The 19,677-nt window shown below is 74.4% G+C and carries 17 protein-coding genes and 1 pseudogene; 9 read left to right on the plus strand and 9 right to left on the minus strand.

Annotated features, from left to right (window positions below; all coding sequences use genetic code 11):
- From IE95_RS18975 to IE95_RS0111930, 3 genes and pseudogenes are all read right to left on the minus strand, one after another.
- Positions 1 to 87, minus strand: a pseudogene (locus tag IE95_RS18975) (ferredoxin); the annotation flags it as partial.
- 157 nt (positions 88 to 244) lie between these two features.
- Positions 245 to 859 carry a LuxR C-terminal-related transcriptional regulator gene (locus IE95_RS0111925; RefSeq protein WP_206053360.1) on the minus strand — a complete coding sequence of 205 codons (615 nt, stop codon included), beginning with the start codon at positions 857 to 859 and terminating at the stop codon, positions 245 to 247.
- A 74-nt stretch (positions 860 to 933) separates the two neighbouring features.
- A complete protein-coding gene (locus tag IE95_RS0111930; protein ID WP_084690194.1) occupies positions 934 to 2,481 on the minus strand; it encodes an ATP-binding protein in 1,548 nt (515 codons plus the stop codon).
- Between the two features lie 156 nt (positions 2,482 to 2,637).
- Between IE95_RS0111930 and IE95_RS0111935 the strand changes: the two genes are divergently transcribed.
- Positions 2,638 to 4,281 (plus strand): PspC domain-containing protein, encoded by a 1,644-nt coding sequence (locus IE95_RS0111935; protein WP_084690196.1) that lies wholly within the window; start codon positions 2,638 to 2,640, stop codon positions 4,279 to 4,281.
- A complete protein-coding gene (locus tag IE95_RS0111940; protein WP_030151858.1) occupies positions 4,278 to 4,997 on the plus strand; it encodes a hypothetical protein in 720 nt (239 codons plus the stop codon). Before IE95_RS0111935 ends, IE95_RS0111940 begins: the two co-directional genes overlap by 4 nt.
- A 91-nt stretch (positions 4,998 to 5,088) precedes the next feature.
- Here the strand turns inward: IE95_RS0111940 and IE95_RS21315 are convergent, their stop codons facing one another.
- On the minus strand, positions 5,089 to 5,844 hold the full coding sequence (locus IE95_RS21315; RefSeq protein WP_338068426.1) for a hypothetical protein: 756 nt from the start codon (positions 5,842 to 5,844) through the stop codon (positions 5,089 to 5,091).
- 139 nt (positions 5,845 to 5,983) lie between these two features.
- Between IE95_RS21315 and IE95_RS0111950 the strand changes: the two genes are divergently transcribed.
- Positions 5,984 to 7,144: a glycosyltransferase family 4 protein gene (locus tag IE95_RS0111950; RefSeq protein ID WP_030151860.1), complete on the plus strand. Its 1,161-nt coding sequence runs from the start codon at positions 5,984 to 5,986 to the stop codon at positions 7,142 to 7,144.
- 138 nt (positions 7,145 to 7,282) lie between these two features.
- Here IE95_RS0111950 and guaA read toward each other — a convergent pair whose 3' ends face one another.
- Both guaA and thiE read right to left on the minus strand, forming a co-directional pair.
- A complete protein-coding gene (gene guaA, locus IE95_RS0111955; RefSeq protein ID WP_030151861.1) occupies positions 7,283 to 8,860 on the minus strand; it encodes a glutamine-hydrolyzing GMP synthase in 1,578 nt (525 codons plus the stop codon).
- A gap of 73 nt (positions 8,861 to 8,933) precedes the next feature.
- Complete coding sequence (gene thiE / locus IE95_RS0111960; protein ID WP_129429417.1) at positions 8,934 to 9,596, minus strand: thiamine phosphate synthase; 663 nt, start codon at positions 9,594 to 9,596, stop codon at positions 8,934 to 8,936.
- 173 nt (positions 9,597 to 9,769) lie between these two features.
- Between thiE and thiO the strand changes: the two genes are divergently transcribed.
- From thiO to IE95_RS0111975, 3 genes are all read left to right on the plus strand, one after another.
- Positions 9,770 to 11,167: a glycine oxidase ThiO gene (gene thiO / locus IE95_RS0111965; protein WP_084690198.1), complete on the plus strand. Its 1,398-nt coding sequence runs from the start codon at positions 9,770 to 9,772 to the stop codon at positions 11,165 to 11,167.
- Positions 11,164 to 11,394, plus strand: coding sequence for a sulfur carrier protein ThiS (thiS, locus tag IE95_RS0111970; protein ID WP_030151864.1), 231 nt, complete (start codon positions 11,164 to 11,166; stop codon positions 11,392 to 11,394). Before thiO ends, thiS begins: the two co-directional genes overlap by 4 nt.
- 76 nt (positions 11,395 to 11,470) lie before the next feature.
- Positions 11,471 to 12,280, plus strand: coding sequence for a thiazole synthase (locus IE95_RS0111975; protein WP_129429418.1), 810 nt, complete (start codon positions 11,471 to 11,473; stop codon positions 12,278 to 12,280).
- A gap of 99 nt (positions 12,281 to 12,379) precedes the next feature.
- On the opposite strand, the gene moeB is transcribed toward IE95_RS0111975, so the two are convergent.
- Positions 12,380 to 13,750 (minus strand): molybdopterin-synthase adenylyltransferase MoeB, encoded by a 1,371-nt coding sequence (gene moeB / locus IE95_RS20880; RefSeq protein ID WP_030151866.1) that lies wholly within the window; start codon positions 13,748 to 13,750, stop codon positions 12,380 to 12,382.
- Entirely contained in the window at positions 13,747 to 14,184 is a 438-nt protein-coding gene (locus IE95_RS0111985; RefSeq protein ID WP_036571955.1) for a DUF3817 domain-containing protein, read from the minus strand. Before IE95_RS0111985 ends, moeB begins: the two co-directional genes overlap by 4 nt.
- A gap of 58 nt (positions 14,185 to 14,242) precedes the next feature.
- Between IE95_RS0111985 and IE95_RS0111990 the strand changes: the two genes are divergently transcribed.
- The 3 genes from IE95_RS0111990 to IE95_RS0112000 all read left to right on the plus strand — a co-directional run bounded on the left by IE95_RS0111990 (position 14,243) and on the right by IE95_RS0112000 (position 18,615).
- Positions 14,243 to 16,081, plus strand: coding sequence for an ABC transporter ATP-binding protein (locus tag IE95_RS0111990; protein WP_036571956.1), 1,839 nt, complete (start codon positions 14,243 to 14,245; stop codon positions 16,079 to 16,081).
- On the plus strand, positions 16,078 to 17,811 hold the full coding sequence (locus tag IE95_RS0111995; protein ID WP_030151869.1) for an ABC transporter ATP-binding protein: 1,734 nt from the start codon (positions 16,078 to 16,080) through the stop codon (positions 17,809 to 17,811). Before IE95_RS0111990 ends, IE95_RS0111995 begins: the two co-directional genes overlap by 4 nt.
- A gap of 90 nt (positions 17,812 to 17,901) precedes the next feature.
- A complete protein-coding gene (locus tag IE95_RS0112000; RefSeq protein ID WP_051703056.1) occupies positions 17,902 to 18,615 on the plus strand; it encodes a YceI family protein in 714 nt (237 codons plus the stop codon).
- Here the strand turns inward: IE95_RS0112000 and IE95_RS0112005 are convergent.
- Positions 18,596 to 19,540 carry an SURF1 family protein gene (locus IE95_RS0112005; protein WP_240666424.1) on the minus strand — a complete coding sequence of 315 codons (945 nt, stop codon included), beginning with the start codon at positions 19,538 to 19,540 and terminating at the stop codon, positions 18,596 to 18,598. The two genes, IE95_RS0112000 and IE95_RS0112005, sit on opposite strands and share 20 nt — an antisense overlap.
- Positions 19,541 to 19,677: the final 137 nt, after the last annotated feature.

Here is a 19,677-nt window from a genome sequence, read left to right on the forward strand (position 1 = left end):
GCCCTCATAGATGCAGTCCACCGGACACTCCTCGATGCACGCCTTGTCCTTCACGTCCACACAAGGCTGAGCAATCACGTACGTCACGTCGGAGGTTCCTTTTCGTCGGGCCGGAGGGCGTCACCGGCTGCCTCCAGGCTATCGCTCCGACGCGGCGCCCGAACCCTGTTTCTCACCTGGCAATACGGCGGCATCTCGGGCCTGGCGGGCGGTCGAGACCCTCGCAGCCCGCGCGGCGCGGGGACTACAGGAGCCGTCGCGCGGCCGCCCAGCGCGTGAGCTCGTGCCGCGACGAGAGCTGGAGCTTGCGCAGCACCGAGGACACGTGGGTCTCGACCGTCTTGACGGAGATGAAGAGCTCCGAGGCGACCTCGCGGTACGCGTAACCGCGGGCGATGAGACGCATGACCTCCTGCTCCCGGGCCGAGAGCCGGTCGAGCTCGTCGTCGGCCACGGCCACGTCCGCCTGGCCGGTCCCGAAGGCGTCGAGCACGAAGCCCGCGAGGCGCGGCGAGAAGACGGCGTCGCCGCTCGCGACCTGCACCACGGCTCCCGCCAGGTCGGGCCCGGAGATCGCCTTGGTCACGTAGCCCCGGGCGCCCGCGCGGATCACCGCCACGACGTCCTCGGCCGCGTCGGACACGGACAGCGCGAGGAACCGGGTGGATCCCAGGAGGTCCGAGCACCGCGTGATGACCTCCGCCCCACCGCCCCCGTTGCCTCCGGGGAGGTGCACGTCGAGCAGCACGACCGGTGGGCGCAGGGTGCGGATCGCCTCGACCGCACCGTCGACGCTGTCGGCCTCCCCGACGATGTCGACCCGTCCGTCGAGGCTGGCCCGCACGCCCGCCCGGAACATGTGGTGGTCGTCGACGAGCACGACCGGGACCGGGGCCCCCGGGAGCGGGCTCTGCGCGGGGCTGGGGATGGTGGTCACGTTCGCTCCTGGGTCGTTCGGGCGGTCTGTCCGGGTCGTCCGTGGGGCTGCACGGGGACCGGCTCCGGGCCCTGCGCGCTCCGCGGCGACGGCCTCTCGTGCCCGGCCCGTGCCGCACCCGCGTCGGGCTCCACGGGCATCCTAGGTCCGGACGTCGTTCCCTCCGCAGTCTCGGCGGCGGGAGGCGCGGCGGGCGAGGCGGCGGGAGGCGCGGTGCTCTCGGCGGCCCGGTGCACCTTGAGCCGCACCTCGGTGCCCCAGCCCGGCCGTGAGACGACCTCGGCGCTCCCGCCCTTGCGCGTGACGCGGCCGATGATCGACTCCCGCACCCCGAAGCGGTCCTGGGCGATGTCCTTCATCTCGAACCCGTCCCCGCGGTCGCGGACGAACACCTCGACGGCGTCGTCCGAGACCTCGAGGTAGACCGAGACGGGGGGCCGTCCGTGGGCCACGGCGTTGACGAGCGCCTCGCGCGTGGCCTGGAGGAGGGCGGTCGTCTCGTCGGTCGGGACGCAGTCCCCCACGACGACGACGTCGACGACGACGGCCGCCGTCCCCGCCGAGCCCCCGTCGCCGACCGTCCCTGCCGCGCTGACCCCGGCCGCGGCCCCGGCCCCCGCCGCGAGCCGCCAGCTCTGCCGGTCCTCGACCTCTCCCACGAGCGTCCGGAGCTCCGCCGCGAGCGATGTACCAGGGGCGGGTCGGTCGTTGTACAACCATTCGCGGAGCTCGCGCTCCTGAGCACGAGCCAGCCGCGCGACCGTGTCGGCGTCGGCCGCGCTCGACCGGATGAGGGCCAGGGTCTGGAGGACCGAGTCGTGCAGGTGCGCCGCGATGTCGGCCCGCTCGGCCTCCCGGGCACGGGCCGCCCGCTCGTCGCCCAGCTCACGCACCAGGCGCAACCACCACGGGGCGAGCACGATCGCCGCACCTGCGAGGACCGCCACCGACGCGACCGTCGCCCGGACCATGTCGGAGGCCGTCGAGTCCTGCCCCACCAGGAGGAGCACCCCCACGAGCACCAGGACGAGGCCACCCGCGAGCCGCACCACCCCGGCCGGGGTACGGCCCCCCGCCCTCGACAACCACCGCCCCCGCTGCGCGGCGTCGAGCTGGGACCAGGCCAGCGCCGTGCCCGCGAGCGCGATGAGGACCGGCAGGACCCAGGAGACCTCGATGTTCACGCCGGCCCGCGACGCCAGGAGCACGGCCGCACCGCTCAGCAGGACGACCCCGATCGCGACGTCGCGCACCGGCAGTTTGCGCACCCGGCCCTGGAGCCGCGGAGCGATGCGCCGCAGCGACGCAGGACGCTCCTCGTCGGCCACCTGCGCCGGGTCACCCGCGGGGACCGTGACCCACAGGAAGACGTACAGCACGATGCCCGCGCCGCCCGCGAGCGCCATCAGCGCCAGCACGAGGCGCACCGCGGCCACGGGAAGGTCGAGGTGCAGCGAGAGGCCGCGGCACACCCCACCGACCCAGCGCCCCTGCTCGGGGCGCCGGAGGGGAAGTCTCCTGGCTGGTCGCTCTGTCGGTGTCACCCTCTGATGGTCACACGCCCGGGCCGCCCCACCGGCCGGAACGCCCCGTTCGTCCGCTGTCGGGGCGAAAGTTCAGGGTCGCCCGTCCCGAGGATCAGGGTCCGATCAGGGGATCACCCGATACCCCCGGGGCCGCCTCCCGGGCAGGCTTGAGCCATGAGCACCGAGGACACCTCCCCAGAACCACTGGCCGGGAGCTCCGGACCGACCGGAGCCCGACCCGGCCCGTCGGGCGGCCCGCCGCCCAGCCCGTCCGGACCGCCCAGCCCGTCCGGACCGCCCAGCCCGCCCCACCAGTCCAGCGGTATGGACGGCTTCTTCGACACCGTGCGCCGTATCGGCATCTCCCGGTCCGAGGACCGCTGGGTCGGGGGCGTCGCGGGCGGTGTCGCCGACCGGTTCGGGATCGACCCTCTGATCGTGCGCGGCATCCTCGTCGTCTCGGTGTTCCTCACCGGCGCCGGCCTCGTCCTGTACGGGCTCGCGTGGGCCCTGCTCCCCGAGTCCCGGGACGGACGCATCCACCTCCAGCAGGCGATCCGCGGCGACTTCGACGTGGCCATGCTCGGCGCCGCGGCCACCACGATCGTCGGCCTGAGCTGGAACAACGGCTGGCTCTCGTGGTGGCACTTCGCCGGGCTCGAGTGGCTCAACGGCCTGCTGTGGACCGCGGCCGTGGTCGTCGTGATCGTCCTGGTCGTCAACCGGCGCAGCGACTACCGCAGGTACGCCGCTCCCCGGACGGCCGCCCAGACCGCCCAGCACCCGGGTGGCCCCGTGCCGCCGCAGCAGCCCTACCCCGCGCAGCCCTTCACCGGCGCCCCCGTCCAGCAGGGCCAGCCCCCGCAGGGCCGGCAGCAGCCGCGCCCGCCGTACGGAGCACCTGCCCCTGGCGCCCAGCCAGCGCCCGGGGCGACGTACCCCGCCCACTTCGCGGCGCCGTCGGGCCCCGTGTACACCGCCTCCGCGCCGGTGCCGCCGCAGGGCTACCCCGCCCAGCGCCCCGTCGCGCCCCAGGCCTACACGGCCCAGCAGGCAGCCGCGCAGCAGGCCGCCCACGACCAGGCCCGGCGCCGCGCCGAGCGCGAGACCGAGCGCCAGCGTCGCGCCGAGGAGCAGCGTGCCCGCGCAGCCCGGCGTCCGCGAGGCCCCGGGACCGCGGTCGTGGGCACCACGCTCGGCGTGAGCCTCCTGGGCGCCGCAGTCCTCATGCTCCTCGAGCGTCGCGACGTGATCGACGTGCCGTTCTTCTACACGTGGATCGGCGCGACGATCGTCCTGCTCGGGCTCGGCGTCATCGTCTCCGGCCTGCGCGGCCGGACGAGCGGCGCACTGGGCGGCCTCGCGATCGTCGCGACGATCATCGCGCTGCCGATCGCGGGCCTGAGCAGCGTCGAACGCTTCGACGCCGACCTCACGGCCCGCGTCTCCGACGCCACGTACACCGTGACCTCGGTCCAGGACGCCGAGAACGGCTTCGCGTTCACGTTCGGCAACCCGGTGGTCGACCTCAGCCAGCTCGACCTGAGCACCGTCGGGGACCCGGTCGTCGTCCCCATCGGCCTGAGCGCCGGCGACCTCACCGTGATCGTCCCGGCAGGAACCCCCGTCGAGGCCGAGGTGCGCGTCCTCGCGGGCAACGCGACCTGGACGGTCGACGGCGAGCGTCGCTCCATCAACGGCGTCAACACCCGCCCGCACACCTTCGTCACCGACTCCGTCTCCGACGGCGTCGACCCCGTGCTCCTGCTCGAGGTCGACGTCTCCGCCGGCGACGTGACCATCCGGGAGGAATCATGACCACCGAGAAGAACCCCTACGAGTCCGACGACGCGCGCGAGACCCAGGCACTCCCGCCGGTCGACCCCACGGTCGAGCTGCCCGTCACGTCCGGTGAGGCCACCGACGACGAGAGCCCGGACGACGAGCGCACCGAGGTGGACGCCGACGCGACGCAGGTCATCGCGACCGGCCCTGCGCCCGAAGCGCACGAGCCGCACGAGCCGCACGAGGCCGACCTCGCGGGCGAGATCTTCCGGGACGAGCCGACCCAGGCCCTGCCGGTCTCCGACCCCACGCTCGTCCTGCCCGTCGGCGGGCCCGCCCCGACGCACACCCAGGCGTACCCGGTGCAGGACGCACCGGTCGACCCCGAGCCGGTCCCGGCCCTGTCGCCCGCTCCCCCGGCAGCACCGGCTCCCGGCCCGGCTCCCGGCCCGACGCCCGCGGTCGACCCCGCCGCGCAGTGGAACGCCACCGCGCAGCAGAGGGCTCAGGCACCGACCGACCCCGCCCTGGGCGACGACCCGCGCAACCGCGGGCTGCGGGTCGGGACGGTCGTGTGGGGATTCGTCATCGTCGCCGTCGGGGTCGGCATCCTCGCGCTGGCGCTCGGCGCGACGTACGACCTCGACCTCGCGCTCATCGCCCTGCTGAGCGTCGCGGGCCTGGTGCTCGTGGTGAGCTCGATCGTGTCGAGCAGCCGCCGCAGCGCCCGCGAGCGTGCCCGGCGCTGAGCCCGGCACGTCGGTGCAGACGAGGTGAGCACGACGGCGGCGCACCGGTCCAGGGACCGGTGCGCCGCCGTCGTGCACCTGGAGCAGTACCTCAGCGCGGGGGCGTGTCCCCCGCGGGCGGCGTGGCCGGAGGCGTGTCCGTCCCGGTGGGCGGGACCCCCGGGCTCTTGGGCTCCACGACCGGCTCGGTCTGCGTCGTCGGGACACCAGGGCTCGTGGGGACCTCGGCGGGCGCCGCGTGGGTGGACGTGCGGGTCGGCGGCGTGACCGGCGGGGTCGCAGGAGCCGGGGTCGTCGGTGCGGGCGTGACGGGCGCCGCGGGCGCGGCGTGGGCCGGGGTGTGCGTCGCCGGGACCGGGGCCGCCGACAGGTTGCCGTCCGAGGAGGAGCCGCCCGAGGTCTCGACCGCGACGGCCGGACCGCTCGCGATCCGCCGGAGCGCGATCCCGATGAGGATGAACAGGACGCCCAGGCCGATGACCAGGGCCGCGACGCCGAACGCCACGACCGACGTGAACAGCGACGCGCGCAGGAACGAGGCGTTCATGACCGTGGCGCGTCGCTCGTCGTCCTGCGGGAGCTCGGCGTACGTCTGGCCGTCGCTGATCTCGAGCGCGTGCTTGTTGATGACCTCCGCCTGGGCGTAGGCGGTGAACGGGCCGTTGACGTGACGTCCTGCGAGGAACTCCGCGTCGTCGGACACCGTGATGTCCTCGGCCGACAGCTGCGACGACACGACGCCCCACGTGACGCCGCCCGCGATGATCATGACGATCCCGGCGATGACGGTGAGGATCCCGATGACCCCTACGCCCTTCGCCGGCCGAACCGTGACAGTGCTGGACATTGCGATATCCCTCCCCGAGCCGATTCTTTGGTGTCAACGTAGCGACGATTCGTCGTTTCCGCCGGACGAACGGTCCGATCACTCCCGAACCCGACCAGCCGGGCACGGGCCGTGGACGCATCGATGGAAGAATCCAGGGGTGAGGATCACCCATGTGACGGACTGCTACCTGCCGCTGCTCGGCGGCATCGAGACCCAGGTGAGCCGCCTCGCGGCCCAGCAGGCCGCGGCCGGCCACCACGTCGAGGTGGTCACCACGACGCCCGCGTCGCGCGGCGAGCACGGCGTGAGCCGCGAGGTGCACGACGGCGTCACGATCCACCGCGTCGCAGCCCGGATCCCCGGTGGCTACCCCGTGCACCCGCGCGCCGCCCAGCACGTGACGCGCATCCTGCGGGACGCGCGACCCGACGTCGTGCACCTGCACATGGGCGTCCTGACGCCGTCGGTGCAGGCCTCGCTCAAGCCCGTCACCCGCCTGGGCCTGCCCGCGGTCCTGACCGTGCACAGCGTCTGGGGCTCGGCCGAACGCTGGTTCGCCGCGCTCGACCGCGTGACGCACTGGTCGAGGCTGCCGATCCTGCTGTCGGCCGTGAGCGAGCTGACCGCCGCCCCGCTGCGCCGCATCGCCGGACCCGACGTACCCGTCGAGATCCTGCACAACGGGCTCGACCTCGACGAGTGGGCCGTGCCGCGGGTCGAGCGGGACGCGCGCGGCGAGGGCAGCGCCGTGCACGTCGTCGCCGCGACACGGTTCGCGCCCCGCAAGCGGGTCCTGCCCCTGCTCGAGTCGATCCGGCAGGCCGTCGGACGGCTCCCGCACGACGCGCTGTTCGCGACGATCGCGGGCGACGGCCCCGAGCTCGACGCGGCCCGCCGCTTCGTCAAGGAGCACGGCCTCGCCTCGACCGTGAGCCTCCCGGGACGCCTGGGCGCGCACGAGCTCAAGCGTCTCTACTCGCGCGCCGACGTGTTCCTCGCCCCGGCCATCCAGGAGTCGTTCGGGATCGCGGCGCTCGAGGCGCAGGCCGCGGGCCTGGCCGTGGTGACGCGCGCGGAGTCCGGGGTGGCGGAACGGCTGACGGACGGGGTCGACGGGCTGCTCGCCGCCGACGACGACGCGATGACGGACCAGATCGTGCGCCTCGTGACGCAGGACGGCCTGCTCGACCGCATCGTCGCGCACAACCGCGAGGTCCGTCCGTCGAGCGGGTGGCCGAGCGTGCTCGCGGACGTCGAGAAGGCGTACGGGAAGGCGGCGGCGTACCGCGCGGAGCGGGCGGCGCTCCGGAACAGCTAGGTCACAGGGCGCGGTGCGCGGTTCGGCGCCGTCGTCGGGCCCGCGGGTGCGGCCCGGCCCCGCACCACCGCGAACGCCGAAGGGCCGGCCCTCGTAGATCGCTCTGCGGGGGCCGGCCCTTCGGGGCTCAGCGGGAGGTCACTCCCACTCGATGGTGCCCGGCGGCTTGCTCGTCACGTCGAGCACGACGCGGTTGACGTCCTTGACCTCGTTCGTGATGCGCGTCGAGATGATCGCGAGGACGTCGTACGGCAGACGGGTCCAGTCCGCGGTCATGGCGTCCTCGGAGGAGACGGGGCGCAGCACGATCGGGTGACCGTAGGTGCGGCCGTCGCCCTGGACGCCGACCGAGCGGACGTCGGCCAGGAGCACCACAGGGCACTGCCAGATCTCGTCGTCCAGGCCGGCCTTCGTGAGCTCCTCGCGCGCGATCGCGTCGGCCGCGCGCAGGATCTCCAGGCGCTCGGCCGTGACCTCGCCGACGATGCGGATGCCGAGCCCGGGGCCGGGGAACGGCTGACGGGCCACGATGACCTCGGGCACGCCGAGCTCGCGGCCCACGGCGCGCACCTCGTCCTTGAACAGGGCCCGCAGCGGCTCGACGAGCGAGAACTGCAGGTCGTCGGGCAGGCCGCCCACGTTGTGGTGGCTCTTGATGTTCGCGGTGCCCTCGCCGCCGCCGGACTCGACGACGTCCGGGTACAGCGTGCCCTGCACGAGGAACTTCACCTCGCCCCCGTGCTCACCCTCTTCCTCGACGATCTGCCGCGCGGCCTGCTCGAACGCGCGGATGAACTCGCGGCCGATGATCTTGCGCTTGGTCTCGGGGTCCGAGTGGCCCGCGAGCGCCGAGAGGAAGCGCTGCTTCTCGTCCATGACGACGAGCTTGACGCCCGTGGCGGCCACGAAGTCGCGTTCGACCTGCTCGACCTCGCCCGCGCGCAGCAGGCCGTGGTCGACGAACACGCACGTGAGCTGGTCGCCCACAGCCTGCTGGACGAGGGCCGCGGCGACCGAGGAGTCGACGCCGCCGGACAGGCCGCAGATGACGCGGGCGTCCCCGACCTGCTCGCGGATCAGCGCGATCTGGTCGGCGATGACGTTGCCGGGCGTCCAGTCACCGGCGAGGCCGGCGCCCTGGTAGAGGAAGTTCTCGAGGGCCTTCTGGCCCAGCGGGGAGTGCTTGACCTCGGGGTGCCACTGCACGCCGTAGAGGCGGCGCCCGGTGTCCTCGAACGCTGCGACCGGCGAGCCGGCCGACGTCGCGAGGACCTCGAAGCCCTCGGGGGCCGCGTGCACGGCGTCGCCGTGGCTCATCCAGGCGGTCTGCTGGTCGGGCGAGCCCGCGAGCAGCGCACCGGCCTGGCAGACCTCGACGGCCGTGCCGCCGTACTCGCTGAGGCCGGTCTGCGCGACCGTCCCGCCGAGCGCCTTGGCCATGGCCTGGAAGCCGTAGCAGATGCCCAGGACGGGCACGCCGGCCTCGAACAGCGCGGGGTCCACGAAGGGCGCGCCCTGCGCGTACACGGACGACGGACCGCCGGACAGGATGATCGCTGCCGGGTCCTTGGCGAGCATCTGCTCGACGGTGAAGGTGTGAGGGACGATCTCCGAGTACACCTTGGCCTCACGCACGCGACGCGCGATCAGCTGGGCGTACTGTGCGCCGAAGTCGACGACCAATACGGGCCGGGGGGCTGAGGGGGTGGGTGTCACCACCCCAGGATAGTTGGCCCGGGGCCGATCCCCGGCATCGGTCCAGCACGTGCGACGGGGATCACTGCGCGTGTCAGGCGGGCAGTCGCCCGCGCAGCTCGCGGGCGGCGCGCTCGGGGTCGGCCGCCCCCGTGATCGCGCGGACCACGACGATGCGCTCGGCCCCCGCGTCGAGCACCTGGTCGAGCCGGTCGGCGTCGACTCCCCCGATCGCGAACCACGGCGTGGTCGGCCGGGTCGCCGCGACCTGTCGCAGCAGGTCGAGCCCGACGGCGTCGCGCCCCGGCTTGGTGGGCGTCGCCCAGAGGGGGCCGACGCAGAAGTAGTCGACCTCGGGATCCGCCTCGGCGGCCGTGGCCTGGGCGAGCGAGTGCGTCGAGCGGCCCAGGAGCGGGCCCCCGCCCAGGAGCGACCGGACCGCGGGCACGGGCAGGTCGCCCTGACCCATGTGCACCACTGGGGCCCCGGTCAGCAGCGCGACGTCGGCCCGGTCGTTGACCGCCCACAGCGCCCCGTGCTCGGTCGCGACGCGCCCGACCGTGTCCTGCAGCTCGAGCTCGCGTGCGGCGTCGAGCGTCTTGTCCCGGAGCTGGACCACGTCGACCCCGCCCGCGAGCGCCGCGTGCAGGAAGTCCTCGAGGTCGCCGCGCTCCTCGCGCGCGTCGGTGCACAGGTACAGCCGGGCGGCGCGCAGGCGCTCGGCGACGCCGGTCGGGGTGGTGGTCACGGCGCCCAGGATAGGCGGGCCCGGTGCGGTGCGCGGCCGTGGCGCAGCCCGTGGTCGTGCCACGGCCCGACCCCGGCCTCGTTGTAGGGTGGCCGCGAAGCACGGGAGCCCCGCACGGGCTGAGAGGGCGAGAGCCGACCGTCGAACCTGATCTGGGTCATGCCAGCGAAGGGAGCGAGCGCATGAGCGCAGCCCTGTCCACCGACCACCCTGCCCTGCCTGCGTGCCCACCCGGGCGCGAGGGGAGCCCGGGGTGCGCGGCGCCGTCGGGCCGTACCGCGCGCGCACGGCGCAGCAGCGACGAGCCCGACGGCGCCACGGACGTCCTCGTCGTGGGCGGCGGCATCGTGGGGCTCACCGCGGCGTGGCGGGCCTCGCGCGCCGGCCTGCGCGTGAGCGTCCTGGACCCGTCCCCGGGCGACGGTGCGACCCACGCGGCTGCCGGGATGCTGGCCCCGGTGACCGAGGCCGACTTCGGCGAGGAGGCCGCGCTGCGCCTGGGCGCCGACTCCGCCGGGCGGTGGCCCGCGTTCGCGGCCGAGCTCGAGGCCGACTCGGGGCTCGACGTGGGGCTGCGCGCCACGGGCACGCTCACGCTGGCCTACGACGGGGACGACCTGGCCCTCGGGCGGCGCGTGCGGGCGCTGCAGGAGGCGTGGGGGCTCGACTCGACCGAGATCACGGTCGCGGCAGCCCGGGAGCGCGAGCCGCTCGTCGGTCAGCGCGTCGCGGGAGCGTTCTGGGCGCCGGGCGACCACCAGGTCGACCCGCGGGCCGTGCACCGCGCCCTGACCGCGGCCCTCGCGCGGGACCCGCGCGCCGCCGTCGTGCGCCGCCGGGCCGTCCGGCTCCTGCGCTCGCCCGGACCGGACGCTCCCGTGACCGGGGCTCTCGACGACGCGGGCGTCGAGCACCGTGCGGGGACCGTGGTGCTCGCGGCCGGGGCGGACTCGGGGAGCCTGCTCACGGACGTGCCCGAGGTGTGCGCCCCGACCCGCCCCGTGAAGGGGCAGACGCTGCGGCTCGACGCCCCGGCCTGGTTCACGCTCGACCACGTGGTGCGCGGGGTCGTGCAAGGGCGTCCGGTGTACGTCGTACCGCGTACGCCCGGCCCCGACGGGCACCGCGAGGTCGTCGTCGGGGCGACGAGCGAGGAGCACCCCGACGACCGGCGCGCGACCGCGGGCGGCGTGTTCGCGCTCCTGCGGGACGCCCGCGCGCTTCTGCCCGGCCTCGACGAGCTGGCCCTGGTCGAGGTCACGCCGCGCGTGCGCCCGGGGACCCCCGACAACCTGCCGCTCCTGGGACCGACGAGCGTGCCCGGCCTGGTCCTCGCGACGGGCCACTACCGCAACGGCGTGCTGCTCGCCCCTGTGACGGGGGCCGCGGTCGACGCGCTCCTCGCCGGGGACCCGCTGCCGCCGACGGTCGCGGCGATCGACCCGATGCGCTTCTCCCCTGCCCTTCTCCCTGCCCCGCCCCGCGAGGTAGAGGCCTCGCGTCGAGGTAGAGGGTCAGAGCCCTCTACCTCGACCACTGGCCTCTACCTCGGCGCCCCTGCTTCCCGGAGGACCCCATGACCGGCACCGCCCTCGTCAACGGCGAGCCCTATCCGCTCGCCGCCCCCACGACCGTCGCGGCCCTGGTGGCCGTGCTCCTACCGGAACTCCTCGGGGACACCGGCGACGTCCCCCGCGGCGTCGCGGTCGCGATCGACGACGCCGTGCTCCCCCGCAGCACGTGGACGTCCACGGCCCTGCGCGACGGCGACCGCGTCGAGGTCGTCACGGCGGTGCAAGGTGGTTGACACCAGGCAGGACACGGACCGCGCACCCGACGACTCCCTGGTCGTCGCGGGCGTGCCGGTCGGCTCGCGCCTCGTCATGGGCACGGGCGGCGCCGCGAACCTGCTCACGCTCGAGGAGGCGCTCGTCGCCTCCGGGACAGCGCTCACGACCGTCGCGATGCGCCGCGTCGCACGCGTGCGGCCGCCGGGCGGGCCGGGCGCCGCCGACGGTACGAGCGAGACCGGCATCTGGGGCCTGCTCGACCGTCTCGGCATCCGCGCCCTGCCCAACACCGCTGGCTGCTTCTCCGCCAAGGAGGCCGTCCTCACGGCCCACCTGGCCCGCGAGGCGTGCGGCACCGATTGGGTCAAGCTCGAGGTGATCGCCGACGACGTGACGCTGCTGCCCGACCCGATCGGGCTCGTCCAGGCCGCCGACACGCTGGTCCGCGACGGCTTCACCGTCCTGCCGTACACCAACGACGACCCGATCCTCGCGCGCCGCCTCGAGGACGTGGGGTGCGCGGCCGTGATGCCGCTGGGCGCCCCCATCGGGTCGGGGCTCGGCATCCTCAACCCGCGCAACATCGCGGCCATCGCGGCTGCGGCCCGGGTCCCCGTGATCCTGGACGCGGGGATCGGGACCGCGTCGGAGGCCGCGCACGCCCTCGAGCTCGGGTGCGACGGGGTTCTCCTGGCCACCGCGGTCACGCGCGCCGCCGACCCGGTGCGGATGGCCACGGCCATGCGGCTCGCGGTCGAGGCCGGGCGGCTCGCGACGCTCGCGGGCCGCATCCCGCGGCGCGAGCAGGCGCTCGCGAGCTCACCGGTCGACGGGATGGTGGGCCGGGCCGGGCTCACGGGGTCCGGCCTGCTGGGCGCCGGCAACCTGGACCTGGCGCTCTGAGCGGCCCGTCGGCTTCACCGAGATAGAGGTCTCCCGTCGAGGTAGAGGGTTCTGCCCCTCTACCTCGACGACTGGCCTCTACCTCGGCAACAGAGACCGTCAGTAGGTCGGGAGTCCCGGCTCGACGTCCCGCACCCAGGCCAGGACCCCGCCCTCGACGTTGCGCGCGTCCACGCCTGCAGCCCGCGCCAGGGCCGCGACCCGGTCGGACCGGCCCCCGACCTTGCACAGCACGGCGACGGTCCGGTCCCGCGGCAGGTCAGCGAGCGCCGCGGTCGCGCCGGGCCCCGCGTAGACCCCGCTCGGCACGACGCGTGCGCCGTCGATCGCGACGATCTGCGTCTCCCAGTCCTCGCGCACGTCGAGCAGCAGCACGTCGTCGTGGGGGTCGGCGAGGCGGTCGGCGAGCTCGCGGGGGGTCAGGCTGGTCGGCGCCGGACCGGCTCCCGTCGGGGCGTCCACGGGGCCCGACGACGTCGCTCCCCCTCGACCGTTCGGCGCACCAGGACCCTGGGTCGCGTCGTGCCCCGGGACCCGGGCGAGGTCGACCGCGAGGCGTCCGTCCGCCGTCGGGCCGGAGAACGGACCTGTCCCGGAGGGGACGGCGGCCGGGACCGCTGCCCCCTCAGGGGCGAACCCGCAGAACGCCTCGTAGGCGTGGTCTCCCGCCAGGAGCCCGGTCACGGGGACGCGGGCCGGGTCGGCCCGGACCGTGAGGTGGCGCCACGTGAGCTCGAGCGAGTCGTAGACCGCGAGGCGGCCGAGCAGCGTGCGCCCCGCCCCCGTGATCAGCTTGATCGCCTCGGTCGCCATGACGGACCCGACCGTGCCGCACATGGCGCCCAGGACGCCGCCCGTCGCGCAGTCGGGCACGGTGCCGGGCGGCGGTGGCTCGGGGAACACGTCGCGGTAGACCACGCCCTCGCCCCCGGGAGGCGTCGCCCAGAAGACGCTGACCTGGCCCTGGAACCGGAAGATCGAGCCCCACACGCACGGGACGCCCGCGATCTCGGCGGCGTCGCCCACGAGGTAGCGGGTCGCGAAGTTGTCGGTCCCGTCGAGGACGACGTCGTAGCCGTCCAGGACGGCCAGGACGTTGCCCGCGTCGAGGCGCTGCTCGTGCAGGCGGACGCTCACGTGCGGGTTGACCTCCGCGATCGCGTCTCGCGCCGAGGCCACCTTGGGCCGCCCCACGTCCGAGCCGCCGTGGATCACCTGGCGCTGGAGGTTGGACACCTCGACGCGGTCGTCGTCGACGATGCCGATGGTGCCGACGCCCGCGGCGGCCAGGTAGAGCAGCGCGGGGCTGCCCAGCCCGCCCGCTCCCACGACCAGCACGCGCGCGGCGCGCAGCCGCTGCTGCCCCTCGATCCCGATGCCCGGCAGCGCGAGGTGCCGCGAGTACCGGGCGAGCTCCTCGGGCGACAGGGGCTCGGGAGAGGGCGCGACCAGCGGCGGCAGCGAGGTCATCGCGCGTACTGCTCCACGAGGGCGTCGAGCTTGGCCTCGGCCTCGCGGTGGACCTTCTTCTCCAGGATGAAGGACATGACGGGCACGACGCCCGCGAAGACCATGGTGGCCAGACGGCCCCAGCTCCAGCGCATCTTGGACCACAGGTCGAGGACCGTCACGAGGTAGACCACGTAGACCCACCCGTGCGCGAAGGGGATCCAGCCCACGTAGCGCATCACGCCGTCGACGTCGACGAACTGCCCGACGCCGTACTTGACGATCATCTCGACGCACAGGATCAGGAGCATCACACCGGTGATGAGAGCCATCACGCGGTAGCGCTGGAGCGCGCCGCGGGCCTTGCGGACGGCGCGGTCCACGACCTCCTGCGACGGGGTGTCCACCACGGCGTCGGAGGTCGTCTGCGAGCCGGCGGGGTCGGGCGTGGTCATGGGAAGGTTTCCTTACGCTGAGCGAAAATCCGTGGCCCGGTGTCGGTGGCCACCCCTAATGTTAGTGACCGTGCGCCCCCTCCCCCTCCCCGACCCGGGCACCCCTCCGCTCACCGGCCCCGGCGCCTTCCTCTGGTGGCTCGCGCGCCGCCAGTGGGGCATCCTCCTGGTCGCCGTCCTCCTCGGCGTCGTCACCTTCGGGTGCCAGGCCGTCATGCCCTACGTCCTGGGCCGCGCGCTCGACGAGGGCCTCGACGAGGGATTCGGCGCGGTCCTGCTCGGCTGGGCCGCGGTCATGCTCGGCATCGGTCTGGTCCAGGTGGGCGCGGCCGCCCTCGGCCACCGGTTCGACATCGAGAACTGGCTGCGCTCCGCGTTCACCACGTCGCAGCTCGTGGGCGACACCGTGGCGCGCTCGGGGCACACCATCACGGACGAGCTCCCCACGGGAGAGGTCGTCTCCGCGGTGGCGTCGGACGCGCTGCGCGTGGGCGAGGTCTACGCGATCGCGGCGCGCTTCGCGGGCTCCCTCATGGCGTACGCGGTGGTCGCGGGGATCATGCTGAGCACCTCGCTCCAGCTGGGCCTCGTCGTGGTCCTCGGGCTGCCGGTCGTCGCGGGCATCCTCGCGTTCCTCGTCAAGCCCCTCCAGCAGCACCAGTCCGCGCAGCGCGAGGCGTCGGGCCGGCTCACCACCCTGGGTGCGGACACCGTCTCGGGTCTGCGCATCCTGCGCGGCATCGGCGGCGAGAAGGTCTTCACGGACCGCTACCGCACCCAGTCGCAGGCCGTCCGCGAGACGGGCGTGCGCGTCGCGACCACGCAGTCCTACCTCGACGGGCTCCAGGTCCTGCTGCCGGGCCTGTTCGTCGCCCTGGTCCTGTACCTGGGCGCGCACGCGGCCGTGGCCGGGGACATCAGCCCGGGCCAGCTCGTCGCGTTCTACGGGTACGCCGCGTTCCTGTCGTGGCCGTTGCAGATCGCGACCCAGACGCTCCAGATCACGACGCGCGCCCACGTGGCCGCGAAGAAGCTCGTCAAGGTGCTCTCGGTCGTGCCCGCGACGGGCGCGACCCCGGGCACGGCGTCGGCACCGCCCGCCGGGGCGCCCCTGGTCGACGACGCGAGCGGCGTCGAGCTCACGCCCGGGCGCGTCGTCGCACTCGTGAGCGTGGACCCGGACGAGTCGGCGCGCATCGCCACGCGCATGGGCCGGTTCGACGACGTCGCGGAGGCGGGCACGCCCGTGCACCTGGGCGGGATCCGGCTCTCCGACCTCGACAAGGACGTGGTGCGCGAACGCATCGTCGTCGCCGAGGCCACGCCCCACCTGTTCTCGGGCGTGCTCGGCGAGGAGATCGACGTGCGAGGCGGGAGCCTCGAGGCCGAGCTCCTGCGGGCCGTCATGATCGCCGACGCGCACGACGTCCTGGACTCGGTGCCCGACGGCCTCGCGGGAGAGCTCCCCGAGAAGGGCCGCTCGCTGTCCGGCGGTCAGCGCCAGCGCGTGGCCCTGGCCCGCGCGATCCTCACCGACCCCGAGATCCTGGTGCTCGTCGAGCCGACGAGCGCGGTCGACGCCCACACCGAGGCCCGCATCGCCGAACGCCTCGCCGAGGTCCGGCGCGGGCGCACCACGCTCATCGTGACCGCGAGCCCGCTCGTGCTCGACCACGTCGACGACGTCCTGTTCGTCGAGGACGGCCGCGTCGTCACGCACGGCACGCACCGCGAGCTCCTGCACCGCCCGCGGGGCGCGCACCAGGGCGAGGAGGCCGCCCGCTACCGCGCCGTCGTCGGGCGCTCGATGGACGAGGCGCCCACCGCGGACGGCCCCGACGACCACCTGTCCACGGGCTCCGCCGAGCTCACCGACGCCTCGAAGGGCGTGTCATGAAGCTCCCCGTCGCCGACGCCTCCCAGGTCCGCGAGCACACCGCCTACCTGGTCCGCGAGCACCGCAGGCCCCTGGTCGGCCTCGCCGTCCTGCACACCGTCGCCGCGATCGCTGGGCTCGCCGGACCGTGGATCCTTGGACGGCTCGTCGACGCGGTCGCGCAGGGCACCACCTCGGCCTACGTCAACCAGGTCATCGCGATCGGCGTGGGCGCGGTGCTCGTCCAGGCCGTGCTCATCCGCTACGCCCAGAAGTCCTCGATGATCTTCGGCGAGACGGTCTTCGCCGAGCTGCGCGAGGACTTCCTGGAGACGGTCACGACGCTGCCGCTGTCGACGGTCGAGCGCGCCGGCACGGGAGACCTCGTCGCGCGCACGACCAACGACGTCAACCGCATCCAGCACGCCGTGCGGTTCGGCGTCCCGCGCCTCATCGTCGCGGTCGTCACGATCCTGCTCACGGTCGTCGCGAGCATGCTCACCTCGCCCCTCGTGGCCGTGTCGCTGTTCCTGGGCGTCCCGCTCATGGTCGTCGTCTCACGCTGGTACCTGCGGCGCGCCTCGCCCGGGTACCAGCGCGAGTCCGCGGCGTACGCCGCGCTCAACGGCACCATCACCGAGTCGGTCGAGGGCGCCCGTACGGTCGACGCCCTGCGCCTGGGGGCCCGGCGCCGGGCCCGGGTCGAGGCGGACCTGCGCGAGGCCTTCGCGGCCGAGAGGTACACGCTGAACCTGCGCACGGTCCTGTTCCCCGCGGTCGACTTCACGTTCGTGCTCGCGCCGGTCGCGGTCATCGTGTGGGGCGGCTACCTGCTCTCGACCGGGCACGCGACGATCGGCGCTGTGACGACCATCGCCATGTACGCGTTCCAGCTCGCGGGCCCCGTCTGGGAGCTCATCTTCTGGCTCGACGAGATCCAGGTCGCCGCGACCTCGCTCGCACGCATCGTGGGCGTCAAGCTCGTCGACAGCGACCGCGAGGCCGGGGACGAGGTGCCCACGGACGAGCACGTCGTGGCGAGGGACGTCGAGTACGCGTACCGCGAGGGGCACAACGTGCTGCACGGGATCGACCTCGACCTCGCGGTCGGCGAGCGCCTGGCGGTCGTCGGCCCGTCGGGCGCGGGCAAGTCGACGCTCGGGCGCATGCTCGCGGGCATCCATCCACCCACGGGCGGCTCCGTGACCGTCGGCGGCGTCGAGCTGGTCGACCTCCCGCTCGACGACCTGCGCCGTCACGTCGCCCTCGTCACGCAGGAGCACCACGTGTTCGTCGGGTCGCTCGCGGACAACCTGCGCCTGGCCGACGAGCACGCGGACGAGGCCACGCTGCTCGCGGCGCTGGCCGCGGTCGACGCCCGGGGCTGGGTCGAGGCCCTGCCCGACGGGCTCGCGACCGAGGTCGGCTCGGGCGGTCACGTGCTCACGCCCGCGCAGGCGCAGCAGGTCGCGCTCGCGCGGCTCGTGCTGCTCGACCCGCACACCCTGATCCTCGACGAGGCGACGTCGCTGCTGGACCCGCGTGCGGCCCGGCACCTCGAGCGGTCGCTCAACGCCGTCCTCGAGGGGCGCACGGTCGTCGCGATCGCGCACCGCCTGCACACCGCGCACGACGCCGACCGGGTCGCCGTCGTGGACGGGGGCCGCATCACCGAGATCGGGCCGCACGACGACCTCGTCGCGGCGGGCGGCGACTACGCGCGCCTCTGGAGCTCGTGGCAGCAGGAGTAGGGACGGCCGCAGACACGTGCCCCGCTTCCAGGCATCTCTCAGGAGGTACCCTCACGATTGGTTGAACGTTCAACGAGGATGCGAGGGGCCATGAAGAAGACGATCGCACTGACCGTCGGGATCGCGATGCTGTGCGCGCTCCTCCTGCTCGGCGGAACGTGGGTCTACGCCCGATCTCAGGCCGGCACCGAGGCCGCTCCCCTCTCGCTCGCCTCGACGGCGCCCCGCGACGACGCCTCGTCCGGCGAGAGCGCCGCCGACGCCGCCGGCTCGACCGTCGACGGTGTCCAGGACGGCGTCTACGCCGTGGACACCGGGAGCCAGGCCGGGTACCGCGTCGACGAGGTGCTCTCGGGGCAGGACGTGACCGTGGTCGGACGCACGGGCGACGTGCGCGGCGACGTCACGGTCGAGGGCGGCGTCCTCACGGCGGCGAGCATCGAGGTAGACATGACGACCGTCGAGACCGACGACTCCGGACGCGACCGGCAGTTCCTGCGCATCCTCGACACCGGCGAGCACCCGACCGCGACCTTCGTCCTCACCGCGCCCGTCGACCTCTCCGGGCTGGCGACGGGCACCGCGACGGTCGAGGCCCCGGGCGCGCTCACGATCAAGGGCGTCCCGCACGAGGTCACCGCGACCCTCGAGGCCCGGACCACGGGCGGCGGAGCGCAGGTCAGCGGTTCGATCCCCGTGACGTTCTCCGACTACGGCGTGACCGCGCCGAACCTCGGCTTCGTCCAGGTCGAGGACGCGGGAACCGTCGAGATGCTGCTCGAGCTCACACCGTCGGACGGCTGACCGGGTCGCCGCTCGGCGCGGGCCCCTCGGCGGCACCGGCGTCGGGCACCTCACCGCGCGGCGCCTGGGGCAGGTCGGGCAACCCGGCGATCCCTCCCCCGAGGCCGTCCGAACGCTTGCGCCCGCCCGCCGCCTCGTCGCGCACGAGCCGCACCCACAGCGCGACCGCGAACGCGCCGAAGATCCACCACTGGAGCGCGTAGAAGGCGTTCTGGACGTTGACCCCGTTGCCGCCCTCGATCGTGGGCCGGGGCAGGAGGTGGGGGCCGCCGTCAGCCGCGGCGAGCTGCGCCGGGTCGGACTCCATGAGCACGAGGTACCCGCCGTAGATCGGGTTGCCCCACACGTTGGCGAGCGCGGCCGAGGAGATCGAGTCGGTCTGCCCCTCGGGCAGCCCGCCGGTCCCAGCGGCCTCGGAGGCCTGGAGGTAGGCGGTGAGCCGCACCTCGCCGGACGGGACCTCGAGGGCCGGGCCGTCCGCCGTCGGGACCCAGCCTCGGACGACGGGGACCACGGGCGGGCCGGACAGGTCGGCCCAGGACTCACCGCCCGTGCCGTCGTCGCTCACGCGCAGCGGCGTCAGGACCAGGTAGCCCGTGCGCCCGTCGAGCGCGCGCCCCGCGACGAGGAGCTGACCCTCGGGCTCGTACTCGCCCTCGACCCAGGCCTGGCGTCCGACGAGCTCGCCCGGGAAGGTCGACTGCGGAGGAAGCAGCACGCCGAGCCCCTCGGGCCCGGCGGCCTCGGCCTCGGCGATCTCGTGCTGCTCGGCGAGCTCGGCCCGCTGGTAGGCACGGTCGAGCTGCCACACCCCGAGCCGGCCGCACACACCCGCCGCGAGGAGGAAGAGCAGCAGGAAGCCGATCATGCGGGGGCTGCGGGCGACAGCCCAGAAGCCGGGGCGGGAGGGGGCCTGGTCGGACACGAGTCCACGGTAGCCGGGCGGGGTGGAGCGCAGAGAATCCGCGCCCCTCGACGTGACCCAGACCACTGCCCGAGGGGCAGGACGCCCGTCCTGGGACCTCCTGACGGCGCGCTCGGGACCTTCGTCCTTTTCTGCCT

Origin of the sequence: Oerskovia turbata, from assembly GCF_000718325.1 — a bacterium.
Classification (GTDB): domain Bacteria; phylum Actinomycetota; class Actinomycetes; order Actinomycetales; family Cellulomonadaceae; genus Oerskovia; species Oerskovia turbata.